This is a genomic window from Serratia sp. PF-27 (assembly GCF_030053255.1).
In the GTDB taxonomy this organism is placed as follows: domain Bacteria; phylum Pseudomonadota; class Gammaproteobacteria; order Enterobacterales; family Enterobacteriaceae; genus Serratia; species Serratia bockelmannii.
Map to the genome: position 1 here is coordinate 713,395 of NZ_JASGBT010000022.1, position 19,845 is coordinate 733,239.

Annotated in this window: 17 protein-coding genes; 9 read left to right on the top strand and 8 right to left on the bottom strand. The window is 63.8% G+C overall.

The window, feature by feature from the left end:
- Position 1: 1 nt before the first annotated feature.
- The 3 genes from QMZ29_RS22755 to aptA all read right to left on the bottom strand — a co-directional run bounded on the left by QMZ29_RS22755 (position 2) and on the right by aptA (position 4,364).
- Complete coding sequence (locus tag QMZ29_RS22755; protein ID WP_261425221.1) at positions 2-1,378, bottom strand: APC family permease; 1,377 nt, start codon at positions 1,376-1,378, stop codon at positions 2-4.
- Between the two features lie 126 nt (positions 1,379-1,504).
- A complete protein-coding gene (locus QMZ29_RS22760) occupies positions 1,505-3,013 on the bottom strand; it encodes a CoA-acylating methylmalonate-semialdehyde dehydrogenase (RefSeq protein ID WP_261425220.1) in 1,509 nt (502 codons plus the stop codon).
- A gap of 10 nt (positions 3,014-3,023) precedes the next feature.
- On the bottom strand, positions 3,024-4,364 hold the full coding sequence (gene aptA, locus QMZ29_RS22765; RefSeq protein ID WP_282980704.1) for an omega-aminotransferase AptA: 1,341 nt from the start codon (positions 4,362-4,364) through the stop codon (positions 3,024-3,026).
- Between the two features lie 135 nt (positions 4,365-4,499).
- Here aptA and QMZ29_RS22770 point away from each other — a divergent pair, with 135 nt between their 5' ends.
- Positions 4,500-5,429 carry a LysR family transcriptional regulator gene (locus QMZ29_RS22770; RefSeq protein ID WP_025305173.1) on the top strand — a complete coding sequence of 310 codons (930 nt, stop codon included), beginning with the start codon at positions 4,500-4,502 and terminating at the stop codon, positions 5,427-5,429.
- 135 nt (positions 5,430-5,564) lie between these two features.
- On the opposite strand, the gene QMZ29_RS22775 is transcribed toward QMZ29_RS22770, so the two are convergent.
- Entirely contained in the window at positions 5,565-6,692 is a 1,128-nt protein-coding gene (locus QMZ29_RS22775) for an iron-containing alcohol dehydrogenase (protein WP_261425219.1), read from the bottom strand.
- Between the two features lie 229 nt (positions 6,693-6,921).
- Here QMZ29_RS22775 and QMZ29_RS22780 point away from each other — a divergent pair, with 229 nt between their 5' ends.
- The 3 genes from QMZ29_RS22780 (at position 6,922) to QMZ29_RS22790 (ending at position 9,467) form a co-directional block, all read left to right on the top strand.
- Positions 6,922-7,680: a helix-turn-helix transcriptional regulator gene (locus QMZ29_RS22780; RefSeq protein WP_261425217.1), complete on the top strand. Its 759-nt coding sequence runs from the start codon at positions 6,922-6,924 to the stop codon at positions 7,678-7,680.
- Positions 7,681-7,781: 101 nt separating this feature from the next.
- Positions 7,782-9,083 (top strand): NAD(P)/FAD-dependent oxidoreductase, encoded by a 1,302-nt coding sequence (locus QMZ29_RS22785; protein ID WP_033636959.1) that lies wholly within the window; start codon positions 7,782-7,784, stop codon positions 9,081-9,083.
- 18 nt (positions 9,084-9,101) lie between these two features.
- The gene (locus QMZ29_RS22790; protein WP_015376517.1) at positions 9,102-9,467 is read left to right on the top strand and encodes a cupin domain-containing protein; all 366 of its coding nucleotides are present in this window, start codon (positions 9,102-9,104) and stop codon (positions 9,465-9,467) included.
- A 46-nt stretch (positions 9,468-9,513) separates the two neighbouring features.
- On the opposite strand, the gene QMZ29_RS22795 is transcribed toward QMZ29_RS22790, so the two are convergent.
- From QMZ29_RS22795 to QMZ29_RS22810, 4 genes are all read right to left on the bottom strand, one after another.
- On the bottom strand, positions 9,514-10,320 hold the full coding sequence (locus tag QMZ29_RS22795) for an alpha/beta hydrolase (protein WP_261425215.1): 807 nt from the start codon (positions 10,318-10,320) through the stop codon (positions 9,514-9,516).
- A 94-nt stretch (positions 10,321-10,414) separates the two neighbouring features.
- Complete coding sequence (locus QMZ29_RS22800) at positions 10,415-11,527, bottom strand: histone deacetylase-like amidohydrolase (RefSeq protein ID WP_060448198.1); 1,113 nt, start codon at positions 11,525-11,527, stop codon at positions 10,415-10,417.
- Positions 11,524-12,711 carry an MFS transporter gene (locus QMZ29_RS22805; protein ID WP_043136167.1) on the bottom strand — a complete coding sequence of 396 codons (1,188 nt, stop codon included), beginning with the start codon at positions 12,709-12,711 and terminating at the stop codon, positions 11,524-11,526. Before QMZ29_RS22805 ends, QMZ29_RS22800 begins: the two co-directional genes overlap by 4 nt.
- Positions 12,712-12,850: 139 nt before the next feature.
- Complete coding sequence (locus QMZ29_RS22810) at positions 12,851-13,498, bottom strand: helix-turn-helix transcriptional regulator (RefSeq protein WP_043136164.1); 648 nt, start codon at positions 13,496-13,498, stop codon at positions 12,851-12,853.
- Between the two features lie 482 nt (positions 13,499-13,980).
- Between QMZ29_RS22810 and QMZ29_RS22815 the strand changes: the two genes are divergently transcribed.
- From QMZ29_RS22815 to QMZ29_RS22835, 5 genes are all read left to right on the top strand, one after another.
- Positions 13,981-15,693 carry an arylsulfatase gene (locus tag QMZ29_RS22815; protein ID WP_049204609.1) on the top strand — a complete coding sequence of 571 codons (1,713 nt, stop codon included), beginning with the start codon at positions 13,981-13,983 and terminating at the stop codon, positions 15,691-15,693.
- Positions 15,690-16,874 (top strand): anaerobic sulfatase maturase, encoded by a 1,185-nt coding sequence (locus QMZ29_RS22820; protein WP_149569893.1) that lies wholly within the window; start codon positions 15,690-15,692, stop codon positions 16,872-16,874. Before QMZ29_RS22815 ends, QMZ29_RS22820 begins: the two co-directional genes overlap by 4 nt.
- Before the next feature lie 129 nt (positions 16,875-17,003).
- Positions 17,004-18,497 (top strand): APC family permease, encoded by a 1,494-nt coding sequence (locus tag QMZ29_RS22825; protein WP_261425211.1) that lies wholly within the window; start codon positions 17,004-17,006, stop codon positions 18,495-18,497.
- A complete protein-coding gene (locus tag QMZ29_RS22830; protein WP_043136151.1) occupies positions 18,472-19,062 on the top strand; it encodes a DUF3156 family protein in 591 nt (196 codons plus the stop codon). The genes QMZ29_RS22825 and QMZ29_RS22830 overlap by 26 nt, the downstream gene beginning before the upstream one ends.
- A complete protein-coding gene (locus QMZ29_RS22835; RefSeq protein ID WP_043136148.1) occupies positions 19,055-19,837 on the top strand; it encodes an SDR family NAD(P)-dependent oxidoreductase in 783 nt (260 codons plus the stop codon). The genes QMZ29_RS22830 and QMZ29_RS22835 overlap by 8 nt, the downstream gene beginning before the upstream one ends.
- Positions 19,838-19,845: the final 8 nt, after the last annotated feature.

Consider the following 19,845-nt stretch of genomic DNA (forward strand, 5'->3'; position numbering starts at 1 on the left):
GTTATTCTCCTTCTATTGAGGGGGTGGCGAGGGGCGCCGTCTGGCGGCCGCGCAGATGGTTCAGCGCCAACCCGAAGCCGATGATGCCGGCAATGATAATAAAGTCTTTCAGGCTGCTGGCGATCAAAATCGTCCACAGCACGTACAGGCAGCACAGCAGCGCCACCACCACCGGCAGCGGCCACAGCGGCATCAGGTACGGGTGGTGGAAGTGGCGGCGACGGCGACTGATCAGCGCCGCCACCGCCATAATGATGTACACCAGCAGCAGCAGGATCACGGTGAACGAGGTCAGCGATTCGAGATCGGAGCAAAACGCCAGCAGCGCCGACGGCACGCCGAACAGCAGGGTGGCGATCCAGGGGGTGCCGAAACGCGGGTGGATGATTTTCAGCGCCCGGTTGAACGCCGGCAGCCAGAAGCCGTCACGTCCGCTGGCGAACATCATGCGGCTGAACTGCGCCACGATGGCGATAATGGCGTTGAACACCGACAGATAGATTGCGCCACTCACCACCCGCGCCAGCGTCGGGCCGCCGAGCTGGGTGACCACGTAGCCGACCGGATCGGCCTGTTTGGCCATCTCCGCCAGCGACGGCGAGCCGATCAGCAGGGCGGTGAACGGCACCAGTTCCACCAGCACCACGATGACCAGCGTCAGCATGATCGCGATCGCCATCGGCCTGCCCTGTTCGCGCATGTCTTCCGCCATGTACACCGCCGCGCCGTAGCCGTTGTAGGAGAACAGCGCGACCCCGACCATGGCGACGATCAGCGGCAGCGAAACCGGCGCCAGGCTGCCCTGCGCGTCCAGCATCACCGGCGCGGTGAGGATCTCCGCGCTTTGATGCGGATGGCTGAAGCCGAGCCAGGCGATCAGCGCCAGCACCGCCACTTCCACCACCAGAAAGGCGCCGGTCAGCAGGGCGTTGGCCTTGATGTTGAAAATGGCGCAGGCGCCGCCGATCAGCACGGTGATCATGCCGGCGGTGGAGGCGTCGAATGAGGTGCCCAGCGCGGTATTCAGGTAAGGCACCGCGCCGGTGGCCAGCACCGCCGGCACGAACAGCGCGGCGCTGAGAATAAACAGATAGGTCTGCAACCCGCACAGGGTGCCGAACAGGCGTTTGATGATGCTGTATTCGCCGCCGGCGCTGGGGTGCGCGGCGCCGAGCTCGGCATAGCACAGCGCGATGGTGGCGGCGACGCAGGCGGCGATCAGAAACGACAGAAAGGCGCCGCTGCCGGCGTTGGCGATCGCCAGCGGCGCGATAACGAAGATCGAACTGGCCGGCGTCACGCCGGACGCGGTGATCATCACCACGTCGAGGACGCTGAGATTGCCTTTGAAGGTGTGTTCAGGGGCGGACTCTTTCATGGGATAACGACTCCATTAACGTGTGAGTGAGTTATTGTTTTGCTGCACAGGCTGTACGCAGGAATCAAATGGAGCGCGCGAAATGCCGGGGAGCGTTGCTCCCCGGAAGTTTATTGTTCTTATGTGTTACCCCTGCCCCGACGGGAAGCTGAAGCTGGCGCGGCGAGCATCGCCGGAGGCCGGCCAGCGCTGGGTCACGGTCTTGCGTTTGGTGTAGAACCTGACGGCGTCCGGGCCGTAGGCGTGCAGATCGCCAAACAGCGAGCGCTTCCAGCCGCCGAACGAGTGGTAGGCCACCGGCACCGGCAGCGCCACGTTGATCCCCACCATGCCGACCTGAATGCGGCTGGAAAAGTAGCGCGCCGCTTCGCCGTCGCGGGTGAACAGGCAGGTGCCGTTGCCGTATTCGTGTGCGTCGATCATGGCCATCGCCTCCGGCAGCGATGCCGCGCGCACCACGCCGAGCACCGGGCCGAAGATCTCTTCCTGATAGATGCGCATGCCGGGCGTCACGCGATCGAACAGCGTCGGGCCGAGGAAATACCCCTGGCTGGGGCGGCCGTCGGCGCCGATCACGCTCAGTTCGCGGCCGTCCACCAGCAGCTCGGCGCCTTCGGCCACGCCCTGATCGATATAGCCTTTTACCTTCTGATAATGCTGTTGGGTCACCAGCGGCCCCATGTCGTTGCGGTTGTCGCTGCCGGGGCCGACGCGCATGGCGGCCATCTGTTGCCGCAGCCCGGCGATCAGCGCGTCGGCGGTGCCGTCGCCCACCGCCACCACCAGCGGGATGGCCATGCAGCGCTGGCCGCAGGAGCCGAAGGCGGCACCCATCAGCGCGCCGGCCGCGCCGGAGATGTCGGCGTCCGGCAGCACCACCGCGTGGTTTTTGGCGCCGCCCAACGCCTGCACCCGTTTGTTCTGCGCGCAGCCGGTGTGATAGATGTGTTCCGCCACCGGCGTCGAACCGACGAAGCTGATCGCTTTGACGCGCCCGTCATGCAGCAGCGTCTCCACCGCTTCACGATCGCCGTTGACCACGTTGAGCACCCCCGGCGGCAGCCCGGCTTCCGCCGCCAACCGGGCGATATACAGCGCGGCGGAAGGCACGCGCTCGGAAGGTTTCAGCACGAAGGTGTTACCGCAGGCGACCGCCATTGGCCACATCCACAGCGGCACCATCGCCGGGAAGTTGAACGGCGTGATGCCCGCCACCACGCCCAGCGGTTGAAACTCGCTCCAGCTGTCGATGCCCGGGCCGGCCTCTTTGCTGTGTTCGCCCTTCAGCAGTTCCGGCACATAGCCGGCGTATTCGATATTCTCGATGCCGCGCTGCAGTTCGCCCAAGGCGTCGCTGAGCACCTTGCCGTGCTCGGCGGTGATCAGTTGGCAGATGGCGTCGGCGTGCTGCTCCAGCAGATCCTTGAGCTTCATCATGATGCGCGCGCGCTTCAGCGGCGGGGTGTCGCGCCAGGCGGGATAGGCCTGTTCGGCGGCGGCGATGGCGCGCTCCACCGTGGCGCGGTCGGCCAGCTGCACCTCCTGCGCCGATTGGCCGGTGGCCGGGTCGTAAACCGGCTGGCTGCGTTCGCCGCCGGCGGCAGGCTCGCCGTTGATCCAGTGGGTGATGGTCATGGTTTTCTCCTTATTCGGTGGCGTTGAGGGCGTTGCCCACGGCGTTGATCAGCGCATCGATCTGCGCTTCGCTGCTGATGAATGGCGGCGCCAGCTGCAGGGTGTCGCCGCCGTAGCGCACGTAAAATCCGCTTTCCCAGCAGCGCATCGCCGCCTCGAAGGGGCGCCGCGCCGGCTCGCCGGGCCGCGCCGCCAGCGTGATGCCGGCCGCCAGGCCGATATTGCGAATGTCGGCGACGTGTTTGGCTCCTTGCAGGCTGTGCACCGCGCGCTCGAAGTAGGGCGCCAGCGCCTGTACGCGCTCCACCATCTGTTCGCGCTGCAGGATGTCCAGCGTCGCCAGCGCGACCGCGCAGCTGACCGGATGGGCGGAGTAGGTGTAGCCGTGCGGGAATTCGAGCTGGTAGTCCGGCTCGCCGCCGTTCATGAAGGTGTGGTAAATCTCCGGCCGTACCACCACCGCGCCCATCGGCTGCGCGCCGTTGGTCACCTGTTTGGCGATGTTCATGATGTCCGGCGTGACGCCGAACGCCTCGGCGCCGGTCATCGCGCCGCAGCGGCCGAAGGCGGTGATCACTTCGTCGAAGATCAGCAGGATGTCATGCTGGGTACAGATTTCGCGCAGGCGCTGCAAGTAGCCGACCGGCGGCACGATCACCCCGGCGGAGCCGGAGAACGGTTCGACGATCACCGCGGCGATCGTCGAGGCGTCGCGCAGCGCGATGATGCGGTTGAGCTCTTCCGCCAGCTCCGCCCCCTGTTGCGGCATGCCGCGCGAAAAGGCGTTGCCGGCCAGCAGGGTGTGCGGCAGATGGTCCGCCTCGGCGCCGGCGCCGAACGTCTTGCGGTTGCCGGCGATGCCGCCGACCGAGATGCCGCCGAAGTTAACGCCGTGATAGCCCTTTTCCCGGCCGATAAAGCAGGTTTTGCCCGCCTGGCCTTTGGCGCGCCAGTAAGCGCGCGCCATTTTCAGCGAGGTGTCCGCCGCTTCCGATCCGGAGCCGGTGAAGAACACGTAATCCAGCCCCGCCGGCGTCAGTGCCTTGATCTTGTTGGCCAGCTCGAACGACAGCGGGTGGCCGAACTGAAACGCCGGCGAGTAATCCAGCGTCGCCAACTGGCGCTGGGCGGCGTCGGTGATTTCCTGCCGGCCGTGCCCCAATCCGCAGCACCACAATCCGGACAGGCCGTCGAAAATCTTTCTGCCGTCGTGGCTGGTGTAATACGCTCCTGCGGCCTGAGTAATGATGCGCGGCTGCGCTTTAAAATTGCGGTTGCCGGTAAAAGGCATCCAATGGGCTTCTAACCCTTCGGCATCGAGACGATTAAGCGAATAATTTTCAGCGGCCATGTTTTCCTCCGGGCAGGAAAATAAGTGCGATTAATTAAATAAAATGAGTTGTTAACGAATTGTTGTGCGAAATTGACTATGTACCGCTTGTTCTCTACTGTGAATAATCATATGTCGAAACTTACTTAAGGTTTTATGCAAGTAAAAAAGCGCGCGCTGTTAGGGCAATTGTCGGATATGGATCTGCGTTTGCTGCGGGTATTCAAGGCCGTGGTCGACTGCGGCGGCATGAGCGCCGCCGAACTGGAGCTGAATATCAGCCTGTCGACCATCAGCAAACACATCAAGGATCTGGAGCAGCGGCTGGGCCTGACGCTGTGCCAGCGCGGGCGCGAGGGCTTTGCAGTCACCGACGAGGGGCTGTTGATCTACCAGGAAACGGTCAATCTGCTGGCGGCCACCGAGGCGTTCCGGCGCGGGGTGGACGAGGTGCACCAGCGCATGGGCGGGCAGCTGCACGTGGCGATATTCGACCATACGGTCAGCAATCCGCAGGCGCAGATCGGCCGGGCCATCGCGTTATTCAGCGAGCGTGCGCCGGAGGTTTCTTTGCAAATGTACGTGGAGCCGATTAATACCATTGAACGCGGCGTCATTGACGGGCAATTTCAGGTTGGTGTTATTCCCATGCACCGCAGCGCGGAAAGTTTATCTTATCATTCGTTATTCAGTGAGAGGATGTTCTTATATTGCGGCGCGCAGCATGAATTATTTTCCGGCCCCCATGAAACATTAAATTGGGATCTGCTGCACAATTATGCCTTCGCCGGATTAGGCTATCATTCGCCGAATATGGAACTGAGCCTGCAGCAACATTTGCATCGCAAGGCGACGGGGTTCGCGCAGGAGTCGATCGCCACGCTGATCCTGTCCGGCAAATACGTCGGCTTTTTGCCGGATCACTATGCGGCGTTTTTCGTGGCGCAGAATATGATGCGGGCGATCAAACCGGCGCTGTTCCGCTATCACTGCGAATATTCCAGCGTGCTGCGCCGCTCGCCGGTGCCACAGCGGGTGGTGAAGCTGTTCCATGAGTGCCTGCTGGCGGCCCACGGAACAGCGTGACGCTTACTGCTCTTTCTTCTTGCCGAAGATCCTGATCAGCGCGCCGACCAGGATGCCGACCGCGATGCCGGCGAAGATCCAGCCGATGATGCCCATTTTCTTAACTCCTGCTAGTGCGTTGATCTGATTATATAATCATTCGACGCGAAACGCCTCTTCGATCATCCGTTGCCGCTGCGCCGGCGCATAGTCGATCCAGGAATTCTTGCTGTTGGATTTCTCCAGCGCGACCGCCAATTCCTGGCCGGAAATCGGCAAATCGTCCTGCCAGAACGGCGCAATGGCGTGGCGGGTGATGAAATCGGTCAGGTAGCTCTCCGGGCTGCCCTGCCAGTGCGGGTACAGGCGCGCGGCCAGCTCGGCCATCAGTGCGCGTTGCTGCGGCTGCTCGCTGCTCTCCAGCAGGGCGAGGAACGGCAGCAGCAGGCGGCCGCAGACCTGGCCGTGGTGGTAGTCGCGCAGCGCGCCGATCTCGCCGGCGATGCCGTGGATCACCCCCAGCCCGGCGGCGCTCAGCGTCAGCCCCCCGAGGTACGAAGCTTGCATAATCGCCTCGCGCGCCGCATCGCTGCGGTTGAGCGCCGGCCAGGCGGCGAGGAAGTGGCGTATGCCGTTCAGCGACATGTCGCGCGTCATGGCGCCGGCGGTTTTCGACAGATAGGCCTCGAACAGGTGGGTGAAGGCGTCGATAGCGCAGTAGGCCAACACTTTGTCCGGCGCGCCCGCCAGCAGCTGCGGATCGAGAATGGCGGTGTGCGGCACGAAGTTATTGTGGCGCAGCGAGGCCTTCACTTTGCTGACCTGGGTATCGGTGATCACCGCGTTCTGCGTCACCTCGCTGCCGGTGCCGGCGGTGGTGGGAATGGCGATCAGCGGCAGGGTGGCGCCGCTGATTTTGCTGTCGCCGACTTTTTCCATATAGCGCAGCGTCGGCAGCGGATGCTCCACCAGCGCGGAGAACGCCTTGGCGGCGTCCAGGACGCTGCCGCCGCCGATGGCCACCACGCGCCGCGCCTGGCCGCGCCAGCGCGCCACCCAGGCGTCTATTTCCTGCGGCGACGCCTCGTGGCTGACGATCTCAGTGCCGATAAGCAGCGGCGTCAGCGATTCGCGCAGGCCGGTGTACACCGGGCCGTTGAGAAAAGATCGGCAGCTGAACAGCAGCGTCGGCTGCGGATCGGCAAGCAGCAGCGGCGGCAGTTGCTGGATGCTGCCGTGGCCGAACCAGGTCTGGCGGTTGGCGATGATGTGGCTGACGGACATGAGGTCTCCTTGACGACGTTGCAGAGCGCGATGCCACAGCATAAGCCAGCGGGCGCGGAGCGGCCACCGCTTTCCCCGCCGCGGCAACCTGTGAGTTGTTTAACATGTAAACGATCGCGCTCTTGCATTTCGGCGTTTTGGGTGCTTTTTTTAACAGTACCGGCCGTCGTGCGGCCAACCCCATCCGAAATCGGTAGATTGTTAATGTATTAATAATGGCGAGGCGGGTATGGAAATTCAGGTTGAACGCTTGTCTGCGGTGATCGATGCGGTGGCCAGCCCGCGCTTTTATCTCAGCCTGTTGAATTGGCTGGAGGGGTTTTTCGCCTTCGACAACGCCATCGTCTATGCCTTCGAACGCGGCCGGCCGCCGCGCTGCCTGATCAAAACCGAGCGGGAAAACAGCGATGCGGTCAACCAGATCTACCAACAGGGTGCCTACCTGCAGGATCCGTTTTACCGTGCGCTGAACGACGGCGGCGAAGGCGAGGTGCTCACGCTGCGCCAGCTGGCGCCATGCGGGTTTTATCACAGCGACTATTACCGCAATTTTTATCGCAAGACCGGCTGGCATGACGAGGCCGGCGTGCTGCTGCAGCTGACGCCGGAGCGCGGGCTTGGGGTATTCTTCGGCTCGGCGCGCCGCACGGTGGCGGTGCGCTACCCGCAGCGGGCGGATCTGCGCAGCGCGCTGACGCTGGTGAAAAGCGTGGCACGGCTGCACGGCGAAGTGGTGGCGGCACCGGCCGAGGCCGACACGATGAACGACGACGGTGGGCAGGCGCGTTATCTGCTGACGCCGCGCGAGCGGGAGATCGTCGATTTGATCCTCGCCGGCTGCGGTTCGCAGCAGATTGCCGACCGGCTGTTCATCAGCCTCGGCACGGTAAAAAATCACCGCAAGAACATTTACGGCAAGCTGAACATCGGCTCGCAGGCCGAACTGTTCAGCCTGTTGCTGACCGTCCCGCAGCGGCGCAGCGCGTGAATGTTAATTTTTTGTAGCAAATGTCCCTAAGGGGACATAGCGAACGATCCCACGGCTCCCGATAATCCGATGTCATGGCATAGGCAATCGGGAGTGCGGCAGTGAACAACGAAATCGAGTCCTTAACCTACTACGCGGCGACCAAAAAATACGATCTGCGCTTCCCGACGCTGGAAGAGGATCTGGACGTCGACGTGGTGATCATCGGCGGCGGCTTCTCCGGCATCAACACCGCGCTGGAGCTGGCGGAGAAGGGCATCACCAACATCGCCATTCTCGAAGGCCGCTATCTGGGTTACGGCGGCACCGGACGCAACGGCGGCCAGGTGATGGCCGGCATCGGCCACGATCTGGAGAAGATCAAGCGCCACGTTGGCCCGGCCGGGCTGGAAACCATCTTCAAAATCAGTAACCTCGGCGCCGGCATTATCCGCGAGCGCATCAAGAAATATGACATCGACGCCGACTTCTGCTTCGGCTACGGCTATCTCGGCAGCAACGCGCGCCAGGAGAAGACCCTGCGCGGCTGGCTGAAGGAGTTCAAGGCGGTAGCGCCGCAGGAGGAGATTGAGCTCTACACCGGGGCGGAGGTGAAGCAGGTGGTGGGCTCCGACGCCTACACCTGCGCGCTGAAGCACATGGGCGGCGGCCACGTACATTCGCTCAACCTGCTGCTGGGCGAGGCCAAGGCGCTTAGCGGCTACGGGGTGAAAATCTTTGAGAACAGCAGCGTGCTCAACGTGGAGTATGGCCCGCGCATCACGGTGCGCACCGCCATGGGCTCTGTGCGCGCCAACAAGATGCTGTGGGCCTGCAACGGCTTTCTCAACGGCATGGAGCCGCAGATCTACCGCAAGACCATCAATACCTACGCCTTCCAGCTGGCCACCGAGCCGCTGTCTGACGATCTGATCCGTCAGATCAGCCCGATCCGCGGCGCCTACAGCGACATCCGCCCGGTGATCGATTATTACCGGGTGACCAACGAGAACCGGCTGCTGTTCGGCAGCGCCACCCGCCTGATCGAATATTTCCCATCGGATCTCAAGGCCTGGAACCGCAACCTGATGCTGAAGGTGTTCCCGTACCTGAAAGACGTGAAGATCGATCTGGCCTGGGGCGGCCCGCTGTGCTGTAGCGCCAACCTGTTCCCGCAGATCGGCACGCTGCCGGATCGCGACAACGTGTTTTACGTGCAGGGCTACTCCGGCTTCGGCGTGACGCCGAGCCACATCGTGTGCAAGGTGCTGGCGGAGGGCATGAGCGAAGGATCCGATCGGTACGATCTGATGAGCTCGATCCCGCACGTCAACATCTTCGGCAAGGACAAGCTGCGGCGGGTGATGACCACCGCCGGTAAGGTTTGGCACCAGACATCCGGCTACTGGAAAGGCCGCCGTTAACCCTCAGAGGAGAATCTCATGAAACCGTTATTGCTTAAACAACCGCTGCCAGAACTGCTGGAGATCGGCAGCGTCAGCAACCTGGGCGCCACGGTGATCGCCGGCACGCCAAACGTCGGCGTGGCCAGCATCTTCGGCGAACCGACCGACAACCTGAACTGCGGCGTGTTCAGCTGCACCCGCGGCAGCTTCGTGATGGAGTATCCGTTCGCCGAGCACGCTACGGTGTGGGAAGGCAGCGCGACCCTGACCAACGAACGCACCGGCGAATCGGTGCAGTATCAGGCCGGCGATTCCTGGTTCGTCGAGAAAGGCACCCCGGTGCGCTGGGACATCACCTCGGATCGCTTCGTCAAACACTACCTCGCCATCGTCGAAGGCTGACGCCGTCATGCCCCCCTCAGCAGGCTGAATGCCGAGGGGGAGCGCCTTAGCCTAACGCCCGCGCAATAAAATCGGTCACCCGCGTGAGGATCTGATCCTTATTGGTTTCGTTAAAGCTCTCGTGCCGCCCGCCCGCATTGATCATCCGTTCGAAATCGTCGCCGCGCAGACGATCGAGCGCGGTTTGCGTTTCGCTCATCAGCACCAGCCGATCGTCGTCGCCATGGATCCACAGCGTGGGCAGCGCGCCGAAGCCCGGCCCGGCGTTGATGGCGGCGAGGATCCGCTGCATGGCGCGTAGGGTGGGACGCTTGAACGGCCCGTGCCACACCAGCGGATCTTCCTGATACGCCGCGCCAACCGCCGGATCGCGCGCCAGGGTCGCGGTATCCAGCGGCGCGTCGGGGATCGTCGGCAGTTCAGCCAGATCGGAAATCGCCGTTCTGTCGCCGAGCAGCGGGCCGGACAGCACCAGCGCGCGTACCTCCTCGCCATGGCGCTGCACGTAGCGGGTGGCGATCATGCCGCCCATCGAGTGGCCGATCACCACCAGCGGCAAGGTGGGGTATTGCTGCCGGAAATGGCTGACCACGCGCTGCACGTCGTCGACCACGGCGTCATAATCTTCGATCAGCACGCGCTCGCCCTGCGACAGGCCGTGGCCGAGATGGTCGGGGCCGAACACCCGCGCGCCCTGCGCCTGCAGCGTGCGCGCCACGTATTGATAGCGGCCGAGGTGCTCGCCGTAGCCGTGCACCAGCAGCGCCAGATAGTGCGGCTTGTCGTTTCCCCAGTCGTGCACGGCGATGTCGCCGTGACGGCCTTTGATAAAGCTGACGGTTTGTTCGGACATGTTATTGTTCTCATGGTGGTAGGGTTGCCTTTCAGCGTAGCGGCTGGCGGCGAGGTTGTCAGGGGCGCCGGGTGCGGCGCCCGCAGAGAGGGGATTACAGGCCGAACTGGCGCGCCAGCTCGTCGAGCGCTTCGCGCTGGAAGCGGTTGAAGGCGTCGCGCGGCTGCTGCTGTTGGATGAACGTCAGCAGCGGATCCTGCACTTCAGTGCGCACGCCGCTTAGCTGTTCCATCACCGCCAGCCCGCAGAACGGCACGTAGGATTCGGCGTAGCCGCCTTCATGCACCATCACCAGTTTGCCGCCGCATAGCCGGTCGGCGGCCTCCTGCACCAGCGCGGTCATGGCGCGGAAGCTGTCGCTGTGCAGCTGCATGCGCGCCAGCGGATCGAGGGCGTTGGCGTCGTAACCGCAGGCGACGATGATCAGCTCCGGCTCGAATTTTTCCAGTACCGGGATGATGATGCGCCGCATGGCGTGCAGGTAGCCGTCGTCGCCGGCGCCGGCCAGCATCGGCACGTTAACGTTGCAGCCCGCCCCGTCGCCTTCGCCGCGATCCTGCTCGCCGGAATAGCCCGCCGGGAAGCAGCCGTCCTGATGCAGCGACAGCGTCAGCACGTCGCCGCGCTGCCAATAGATGTGCTGGGTGCCGTTGCCGTGGTGCACGTCCCAGTCGAGCACCGCGACTTTGCCGAGGCCGTAGCGGGCCTTGGCGCGCTCGATGGCGATGGGAATATTGGCCAGGAAGCAGAAGCCCATCGATTGATCCGGCAGGCAGTGGTGGCCCGGCGGGCGCGACAGCGCATAGGCATTATCCAGCTCGCCCTGCAGCACCGCCTCCACCGCCGCGCAGGCCAGCCCGGCGGAGAGTTTGGCGATTTCATAGCTGCCTGGCCCCAGCGGCGCTTCCTCCCCCAGCAGGCCGCCGCCGCTGTCGCTCACCTGTTTGAAGCGCTGCAGGTAGTGGGCGGGGTGGATGCGCAGCAGGTCTTCTTCCGTCGCCGGTTCGGCGCTCAGCAGGGTGAGCTGGCGCGACAGGCCGGATACGTCCATCAGGTTCTTCATACGCCGTTTGGTTTCCGGCGATTCGGCATGGCCGGCGCCCGAGGGCGGTTGCACCCAGCCGCCGACCGGCAGGGTGGTGGCGTGCAGGCCGGTGCTGTGCCAGAAACAGCGTTCATCAAACAAGAAACCGGTTGTTCTTTTCACCTTTCTCCTCCTGTTATACGGCGCGGTGCGCGCGGTGAAGCCAGCGAAATCAACAGCAGCGACAGCAGCGCGCAGCCCAGCGCGCCAAACAGCAAGGCGTTGAAACCGCCGGAAGATTCGATCAGAGAGCCGGCCAGCGTCGGGCCGATGGCCATGCCGCCGCCGATCACCAGGTTGATGCCGTTCATCAGCTTGCCGTCGTTATCCAGCCCGGCGACCCGCGCCAGAATGAACGGCAGCACGAAGGTCCAGGTGAATTTGAACAGCAGGGCGGCCAGGGCGAAGCGCAGGAGCAGGGGCTGGCCTGTCAGCAGCGCCACGCTGGCCAGCAGCAGGGCGTACCCCAGCACGATCAGGCGTCCGCCGCCGAAGCGCGCGCCGATCAGCGCCGCGGCCCCCGCGCCGACGATGCCGAGCAAGGTGGCGACGGCCAGCACCTGGCCGCTGTGGGCCGGCGACAGCCCGGCGCCGGCGGCGATGCCGCCGATAAAGGTCCAGACCGCGCTCAGGCTGATGTAAAAGGTCAGCACCGCCAGCACGGCGCACAGCTTGCGCGCCAGCGAGGCGGCGGGGCCGCTGCGGGCGGTGCGGGCGGCGGTGAAACCGTTGGGGAACGCCGGGATGAGCGGCAGGCAGCACAGCATGATGGCGGCCAAAATCAGGTAGACCGCCATCAGGCCGAAGTGCGCAAACAGCGGTGGCAGCACCAGCAGCCCGACCGCGCCCAGCACCAGCTGGCCGAGCACCCAGAAGGCATAGACGCGGCTGGGATTGGCGGTGCCGGCAGCGCAGGTGATGCACAGGATCATCAGGGTGCCGCCCGCCAGCGAGGCGATAAAGCGCAGCGGTAGCAGCAAGGTAAAATCTTGCACCAGCGCCGAAGCCAGGTTGCCGGCGATAAACACCAGCGCCGACAGCGTAGCGACCCGCCGCCAGTTGATGCGCCCGATCCACCACCACGCCGGCAGCGTGGCCAGGCTCATGGCGCCGAGTTCGGTGGAGAACAGGTGGCCGATCTGCGCCGGGCCGAGCTGCCACTGAGTAGCGAGCTGGGCGGCCACGGCGGGGGCGGTCATCAGAATGCCCGGCGCGATGGCGGCGAAGACGATAATGGCGGTCAACAGCCGCGGCGGGCAGGGGAGCGCCGCGCCGACGGCGGGCGCGGAAACCGAATCACTGGACATAAACCTTTTCCCCAAGCGTTGAGTGACGATGAAATATCCCGCCCGGCCCGATTGCGGGCAGGGGGAGGCCGCGCCATAAATGGCGAATACGTTTTGGCGTTATTTTCCGGCCGTCGGCAGCGGCGGCCGTTATCGGGCGTTAACCGTGGGCGAGAAAGCCGCCGGCGACCAGTTCGGTGCGGTTCACCACGTCGGTTTTGGCGAAAATATTGCGCATATGGGTTTTCACCGTGGACAGCGAAATGCCCAGCTTCAGGGCGATGCGCTTATTGCTGGCGCCTTCGCGAACCAGGTTGACGATCTCTTGCTCTTTGGCGGTCAACAGCTGCGCCTCGCCGTCGGGCAGCAGATCGCGCGTCGCCAGCTCGATCAGCGGCAGCACCGCGCGCAGGCGGCCGCGCTCCACGTCAGTAAACGGCGTATCGCGGATCAGCGATACCCCGGCGACGATGCGCTTGCGCTGGCGGATGAAGATCTCCGTCATGTCGCGCATGTCGTTCGGCAGCATAAAGTCGTGGTAATAGCGGCGGTTGCCGGCGATCGCCGCCGGGCTCATGCCGACCATGGTGATGTCCTGGCGATGGAAATTGGCCGGCTGCAGCGGGTCTATCTGCTGGAAGTGGTTCAGGTACTGCTGATGCGTTTTATCGGGCATGCCGTGCAGGATGTAGTGATCCGGCCGCAGGTCGCGATCGACCAGATAAAACACCCCGGCGGACACCGGGATCAGGTGCGTAATGGTCGCCAAACAACTGTTGATAAAGGCATCGGATGCGGTGCTGTGCATGATTCGTATTCCTCCCTTTATCGTTCAATCTGGAGAATGTTGGCGGTCAATATATGAACGATACAAGCATAGTTGTAGCAATTTGGCAACACAATAAAAACATATTAACAACGTGAGGCCGATTGCAATAAAACACATAAATAACAAGATGACACTGCGTTTATCAGGGCTTTTTAGGGCGGATTTTTCGCGATTTTCATTAATAGGTTAATGAAATAGTTCGCCGCTTTTCCCGCTGAATTTACAGCGCTTTTGAATGCTTGCCTGGACGAAGCCCTCGCCGCCCGGCGCGTGCTACAACCGGCGCGACCGTCGCCGCCCCTCGTTCTTAAGAACGATAGCCAGGCTTTTCCACCGCTTCCTACACTGCGAATTGAAGATAGCGCCAGGCGGCGCCAAACGTATAAGACGAAAAAATGATGACCTTTCTCGGGCTGAGGCGTCGGGTTGTTCAGTCCGCATGACCATACGGGGAACGAACGATGCAGAAAAAAACGTTGGCGGTGGCGTTGAGCGGTGCCTTATCGGGCCTGGCACAGGGGGCGGACGCCGATCGCCCTAATGTGCTGATCATTCTGGTGGACGACATGGGCTACTCCGACATCAGCCCGTTCGGCGGCGAGATACCGACCCCCAACCTGCAGGCGCTGGCCGAACGGGGCGTGCGCATGAGCCAGTACTACACCTCGCCGATGTCGGCGCCGGCGCGGTCGATGTTGATGACCGGCAACACCAACCAGCAGGCCGGCATGGGCGGCATGTGGTGGTATGAGAGCACCGCGGCGCAGCCGGGCTATGAAATGCGGCTGACCGACCGCGTGACCACATTGCCGGAGCGCTTTCGCGATGCGGGGTACGCCACCATGATGGCGGGCAAATGGCACCTGGGCTATGTCGACGGCGCCAAACCGACCGATCGCGGCTTCGAGCGCGCCTTCGCCTTCATGGGCGGCGGCACCAGCCATTTCGACGATGCGAAACCGCTGGGCACCGTGGAGGCGTTCCACACCTTCTACACCCTGAACGGCAAACGCGTGTCGTTGCCCAAAGATTTCTACTCCAGCAAGGCCTATGCCGATCAGCTGGAACAGTGGATCCGCGATACACCGCAGAATCAGCCCGTCTTCGCCTATCTGGCGTTCACCGCGCCGCACGATCCATTGCAGGCGCCGGATGACTGGATCGCTAAATTCGACGGCAAATACGACGCCGGCTATCAGCAGGCCTATCAGCAGCGCATTCAGCGCCTGAAGGCGCTGGGGTTGATTTCCGATCGCACGCCGATGCCGACGCTGGCGTTGGATAAGGCCTGGAACGCGCTGACGCCCGAGCAGCAAAAATATGAAGCCAAGACCATGCAGGTATACGCGGCGATGATTGCCTATATGGACGATCAGGTCGGCGCGGTGCTGAACACCCTGAAGCAGACCGGCCGCGACCAAAATACGGTGATCGTGTTCGCCACCGACAACGGCGCTAACCCGGCCAGCGGCTTCTACTACGGCTCGAAGCCGGAGTATTGGCGGCAGTTCGACAACAGTTACGCCAACCTCGGCCGCAAGGGATCGTTCATCTCTTACGGGCCGCACTGGGCCAACGTCAGCAATGCGCCGTACGCCAACTACCACAAAACCACCAGCGCACAGGGCGGCATCAATACCGATTTCATCATCTCCGCGCCGCGGCTGAAGGGGCGCGGCGGCATCGACCGCACGCCGATGGCGGTGTATGACATCGCCCCGACGTTGTATGACTATGCCGGCATCGACGCCAACAAACCGCTGAAGGCCAAACCGACGCTGCCGATGGTCGGCGTCAGCTTCAAGCGCTATTTCAGCGGCGAGGCCGACGGTGTGCCGCGCGCGACCTACGGCGTGGAGTTGCATAACCAGGCCGCCTATGTAGACGGCATCTGGAAGCTGCGGCGGTTGGTGAAGGCCGGGCCGACGGCGCAGATGGCACCGTGGGGGCTGTTCAACCTGCATGACGATCCGCTGGAAACGCGCGATCTGGCCGCCGCCAACCCGGAACGGGTCAAACGGCTGAGCGAAGCGTATCGCCGCTTTGCGCAGCAGAGCATGATTATTGAAGCTAAAGGCGCAGCGATCGACTACCTCGGCGTTGACGCCAGCACCGGTGACTACATCGGCCTGGATCCGCAGACCCACAAACCGTTGCCGCAGGCGGCACCATGAACCTGGCCCAGCTGCGTGCGCAGCAGATCCCGGTGGAGAGCGAACCGCGCGCGGCGGCGCCTTTTCATTTGCTGGTGAAGCCGATCGGCGCCGGCTGCAACCTGGGTTGCCGCTACTGCTACTATCCGCAGCGCCAGGAAGAACGGACGCGCAAGATGGACGATGACCTGCTGGCGGAATTTATCCGCAGCTACATCGCCGCCCAGCCGCGTTACAGCCGCGAGATCAACTTCGTCTGGCAGGGCGGTGAGCCGCTGCTGGCGGGGATCGGTTTTTACAAGCGGGCGCTGGCGTTGCAGCGCCGCTATGCGCCGCCGGGCGTGCGGATCAGCAACAGCCTGCAGACCAACGGCACTCTGCTGAACGACGCCTGGTGCCGGCTGTTCCGGCAACATCACTTTATCCTCGGCGTCAGCCTGGACGGCGATCGCGAGGTGCAGGACGCCCACCGGCCGGACAAGCGCGGCGGCGCCAGCTATGACGCCGCGTTGCGCGGCATTGCGTTGTTGCAGCGCCATCAGATCGACTTCAACCTGCTGATGGTGGTGCACGACGGCGTCGCGGATCGCGCCGAGGCGATCTACGATCATGCGGTGGCGATCGGGGCGCGTTATCTGCAGTTTCAGCCGCTGATGCTGGAAGGGGATGCGCCCACCGCCGGTTACGGACTGAGCGCCGCCAACTGGGGGCGCTTCATGCTGGCGGTATATCGCCGCTGGCGCAGCCGCGGGCATATCGGCCAGGTCTTCGTGATGAACATCGAACAGGTCTACGCGCAGTATTTCACCCACGTCAGCCCCAGCTGCGTGCACGCCGAACGCTGCGGCGGCAATCTGGTGATGGAGCCGGACGGGCGGCTTTACGCCTGCGATCATCTGATCAATGCGCAGCATCTGCTCGGCCATGCCGATCGCCACACGCCGCTCGCCACCCTGGCGGCAAGGGCGGTGGAGATGCCGTTCGGTAAAAACAAGAGCCTGCGCCGCGAGTGCCAACGCTGCAGCGTGAAAAGCGTCTGCCAGGGCGGCTGCCCGGCGCATGTGGGCGAAGATCGCTACAACCGGCTGTGCGCCGGCTATTACGCCTTCTTTTCCGCGCTGCTGGCGCCGCTGCGCGCCTACCCGCGCAGCCCGCAGGGGGCGATGCAATGGCGCGCCGCCGTGAGCGCCACCGCAGGTTGAAATCGTCTCGTCCTTAAGGACGATAGTCAGCATTTTCCTTTCCTCTCTATAGTGAGATTACCGCCGCTGGCGGTGAAAAACCTGCAAGCACCTGCATGCATCAGGCCAAAACTATAAGAGGAAATAACCATGAACCTGTCGTCGCGGTTGCACGCCCACCTGGCTCGAGGCAAGGTCGGCTTTCCCACCACCCTGGCCAGTTCGGTCGGGGTGATCATGGCCAGCCCGGTGATCCTGACGGTCACCAGCGGCTTCGGCATCGGCGGCGACACCTTCGCGCTGGCGATGCTGATCGCCTTCATCATGATGCAGGCGCAGCTCACCACCTTCTCCGAAGCGGCGTCGCTGCTGCCGACCTCCGGTTCGGTTTACGACTACATCTCCTGCGGCATGGGGCGCTTTTTCGCCATCACCGGCGCGCTGTCGGCCTACCTGATCGTGCATATCTTCGCCGGCACCGCCGAGACCATTCTTTCCGGCATCATGGCGCTGGTGAACTTCGAGCACCTCAACACCCTGATGGAAAGCCACAATGCCTCCTGGATGGTCGGCGTTGGGCTGGTTGTCGTGTTCGGCCTGCTCAACGCGTTTGGCATCGAGGCCTTCGGCAAGGCGGAGATCGTGCTGACCTTCGCCATGTGGAGCACGCTGGTGATTTTCGGCATCGTCGGGCTGCTGTCGCCGCATGCGGTGCCGCTCGAGGGCTGGTTCGGCAGCGCGCTGAGCCTGAACGATCCGTTCGCGGTGTTCAGCCTGATCGGCATGGCGATGTTCATGTTCGTCGGCTGTGAGCTGGTGACACCGATGGCGCCGGAGATCAAACGCTGCGATCGGGTGATCCCGCGCGCGATGGCGCTCGGGCTGTGCGGCGTGGCGGTGTGCATGGCGCTGTATGGCGCGGCGCTCAGCCACCAGGTGGAAAACGTGGTGATCGACGCCGCCAGCGGCACGCGCCTGCTGGAAACGCCGATGGCCATCCCGGCGTTCGCCGGCCAGGTGATGGGCCAGTTCGGCAAATACTGGCTGGGCGTCGGCCTGCTGTTGGCGGGCGCGGCGACCATCAACACGCTGATGGCGGCGGTGCCGCGCATTCTGTACGGCATGGCGCTGGACGGCGCGCTGCCGCGCATGTTCGCTTATCTGCACCCGCGCTTTAAAACGCCGGTGGTCGGCATTTTGGTGGCGGTCCTGATCCCCTGCGTACACGCCTTCGCCATTCAGGGCAACCTCGACAGGATCATTCCGCTGGTGCTGGCGGCGGTGTGCGCCTGGGGCGTGGCCTACCTGCTGGTGACCTGCTCGGTGGTGATCCTGCGCGTGCGCCGCCCCGACCTGCCGCGTGCCTATAAATCGCCGTGGTTCCCGCTGCCGCAAATCGTTTCCAGCGTCGGCATCGTGCTGGCCATCGTCTACATCACGCCGCCGGGGATGAACCCGAGCGATATCTACATTCCCTTCGGCTGGATGATCGGCCTGACCGCCGCCTATGCGCTGTTCTGGACGCTGTGCGTGCAGAAAGTGAACCCGTTCAAGCCGGTGCCGGTCGAGCAGGTGCTGGAGAACGCATTTGCCAAGGGTGAAAACGAGGAGGCGCAGTTTGATCGGCTTACTTCCCTCACTTAATCGCGCCTGGCGGCGCGCGCCGTCGGGCTATCGGCCGGGCGCCGCGCTGGATCGTCTGGCGCGCAATCTGGAACCCTACGCGTGCGAACGCCTGGCGCCGGGCCTGCTGCGGCTGACGCTGCCGCAGGGGCCGCAGATCGAGATCGGCGAACAGGTGCAGGGGCTGTTTATGGCGCATATCGTCAGCCACCGTTTTCGGTTGCAGGGCGCATGCGCAGCGCAGCCTCCGCTGACGCTGGACGTGGTGACCGGCGGCTGGCTGCGGCGGCGCGGGGTGCGCTATCTGTTGCGCCAACGCCATGCAGCCGCGCAGCGAGTGCTGGAAGGGCTGCAGCGCTACCCGCAGATCGGCGAGACGCTGGCGCAGCTGGATTTTCGCCGCGTGCGGCTGACGGTGAACGACGGGCGCTGGCAGGTGGATATCGAGCATTTCGCCGCGTCGGAGGTGGTCAGCCGTTTGCCGGCCGGCCGCCGCTATCTGCGGCTGGATGCCGAACAGCGGCGGCTGCTGTTGAGCAGCCTGCTGATGATCGGCCAACTGATGGAGAAGCTGAATCATGAATAGAGTGGTTGTGATTACCGGCGGCGGTACCGGCGTCGGCGCCGCCTGCGCCCGCCTGCTGGCGGCGCAGGGCGATCGGGTGTTCATCATCGGCCGCCGCCCGGAACCGCTGGCGGCGCTGGCGCAAGAGATCGGCGCGCAGGCGCTGGTGGGCGACGCTGCCAGCGGCGAGAGCTGGAACCACACGCTGCTGCCGGCGATTCTGCGCGACGCCGGGCGCATCGACTGCCTGATCGGCAGCGCCGGCGGCATGGGCTTCAAGCGTATCACCGAGATGACCGACGCGCAGTGGCAAGGGGCGATGGACAGCAACCTCAACAGCGCTTTCGCCAGCGCGCGCGCCTGCCTGCCGGAGCTGATTAAAAGCGGCGGCAACCTGCTGTTCGTGGCCTCGATCGCCTCGCTGGCCGCCGGGCCGGAGGTCTGCGGCTACGTTACCGCCAAACATGCGCTGATCGGGCTGATGCGTTCCATCGCCCGCGATTATGGCCCGCTGGGCGTGCGCGCCAACGCGGTGTGTCCGGGCTGGGTGACCACGCCGATGGCGGACGAAGAGATGCAACTGCTGATGGACGCCCATCAGATTTCGCTGGAGCAGGCCTACCAAATGGTCTGTCGCGACGTACCGCTGCGCCGGCCGGCCAGCGCTGAGGAGATCGCCCGCGTCTGCCGTTTCCTCTGTTCCAGCGAGGCTTCAATCATTACCGGCGCGGCGCTGGTGGCCGACGGTGGCTCCACCATCGTCGATGTGCCGACCCTGGCTTTCACTTCCCTGTAAGGAGTATT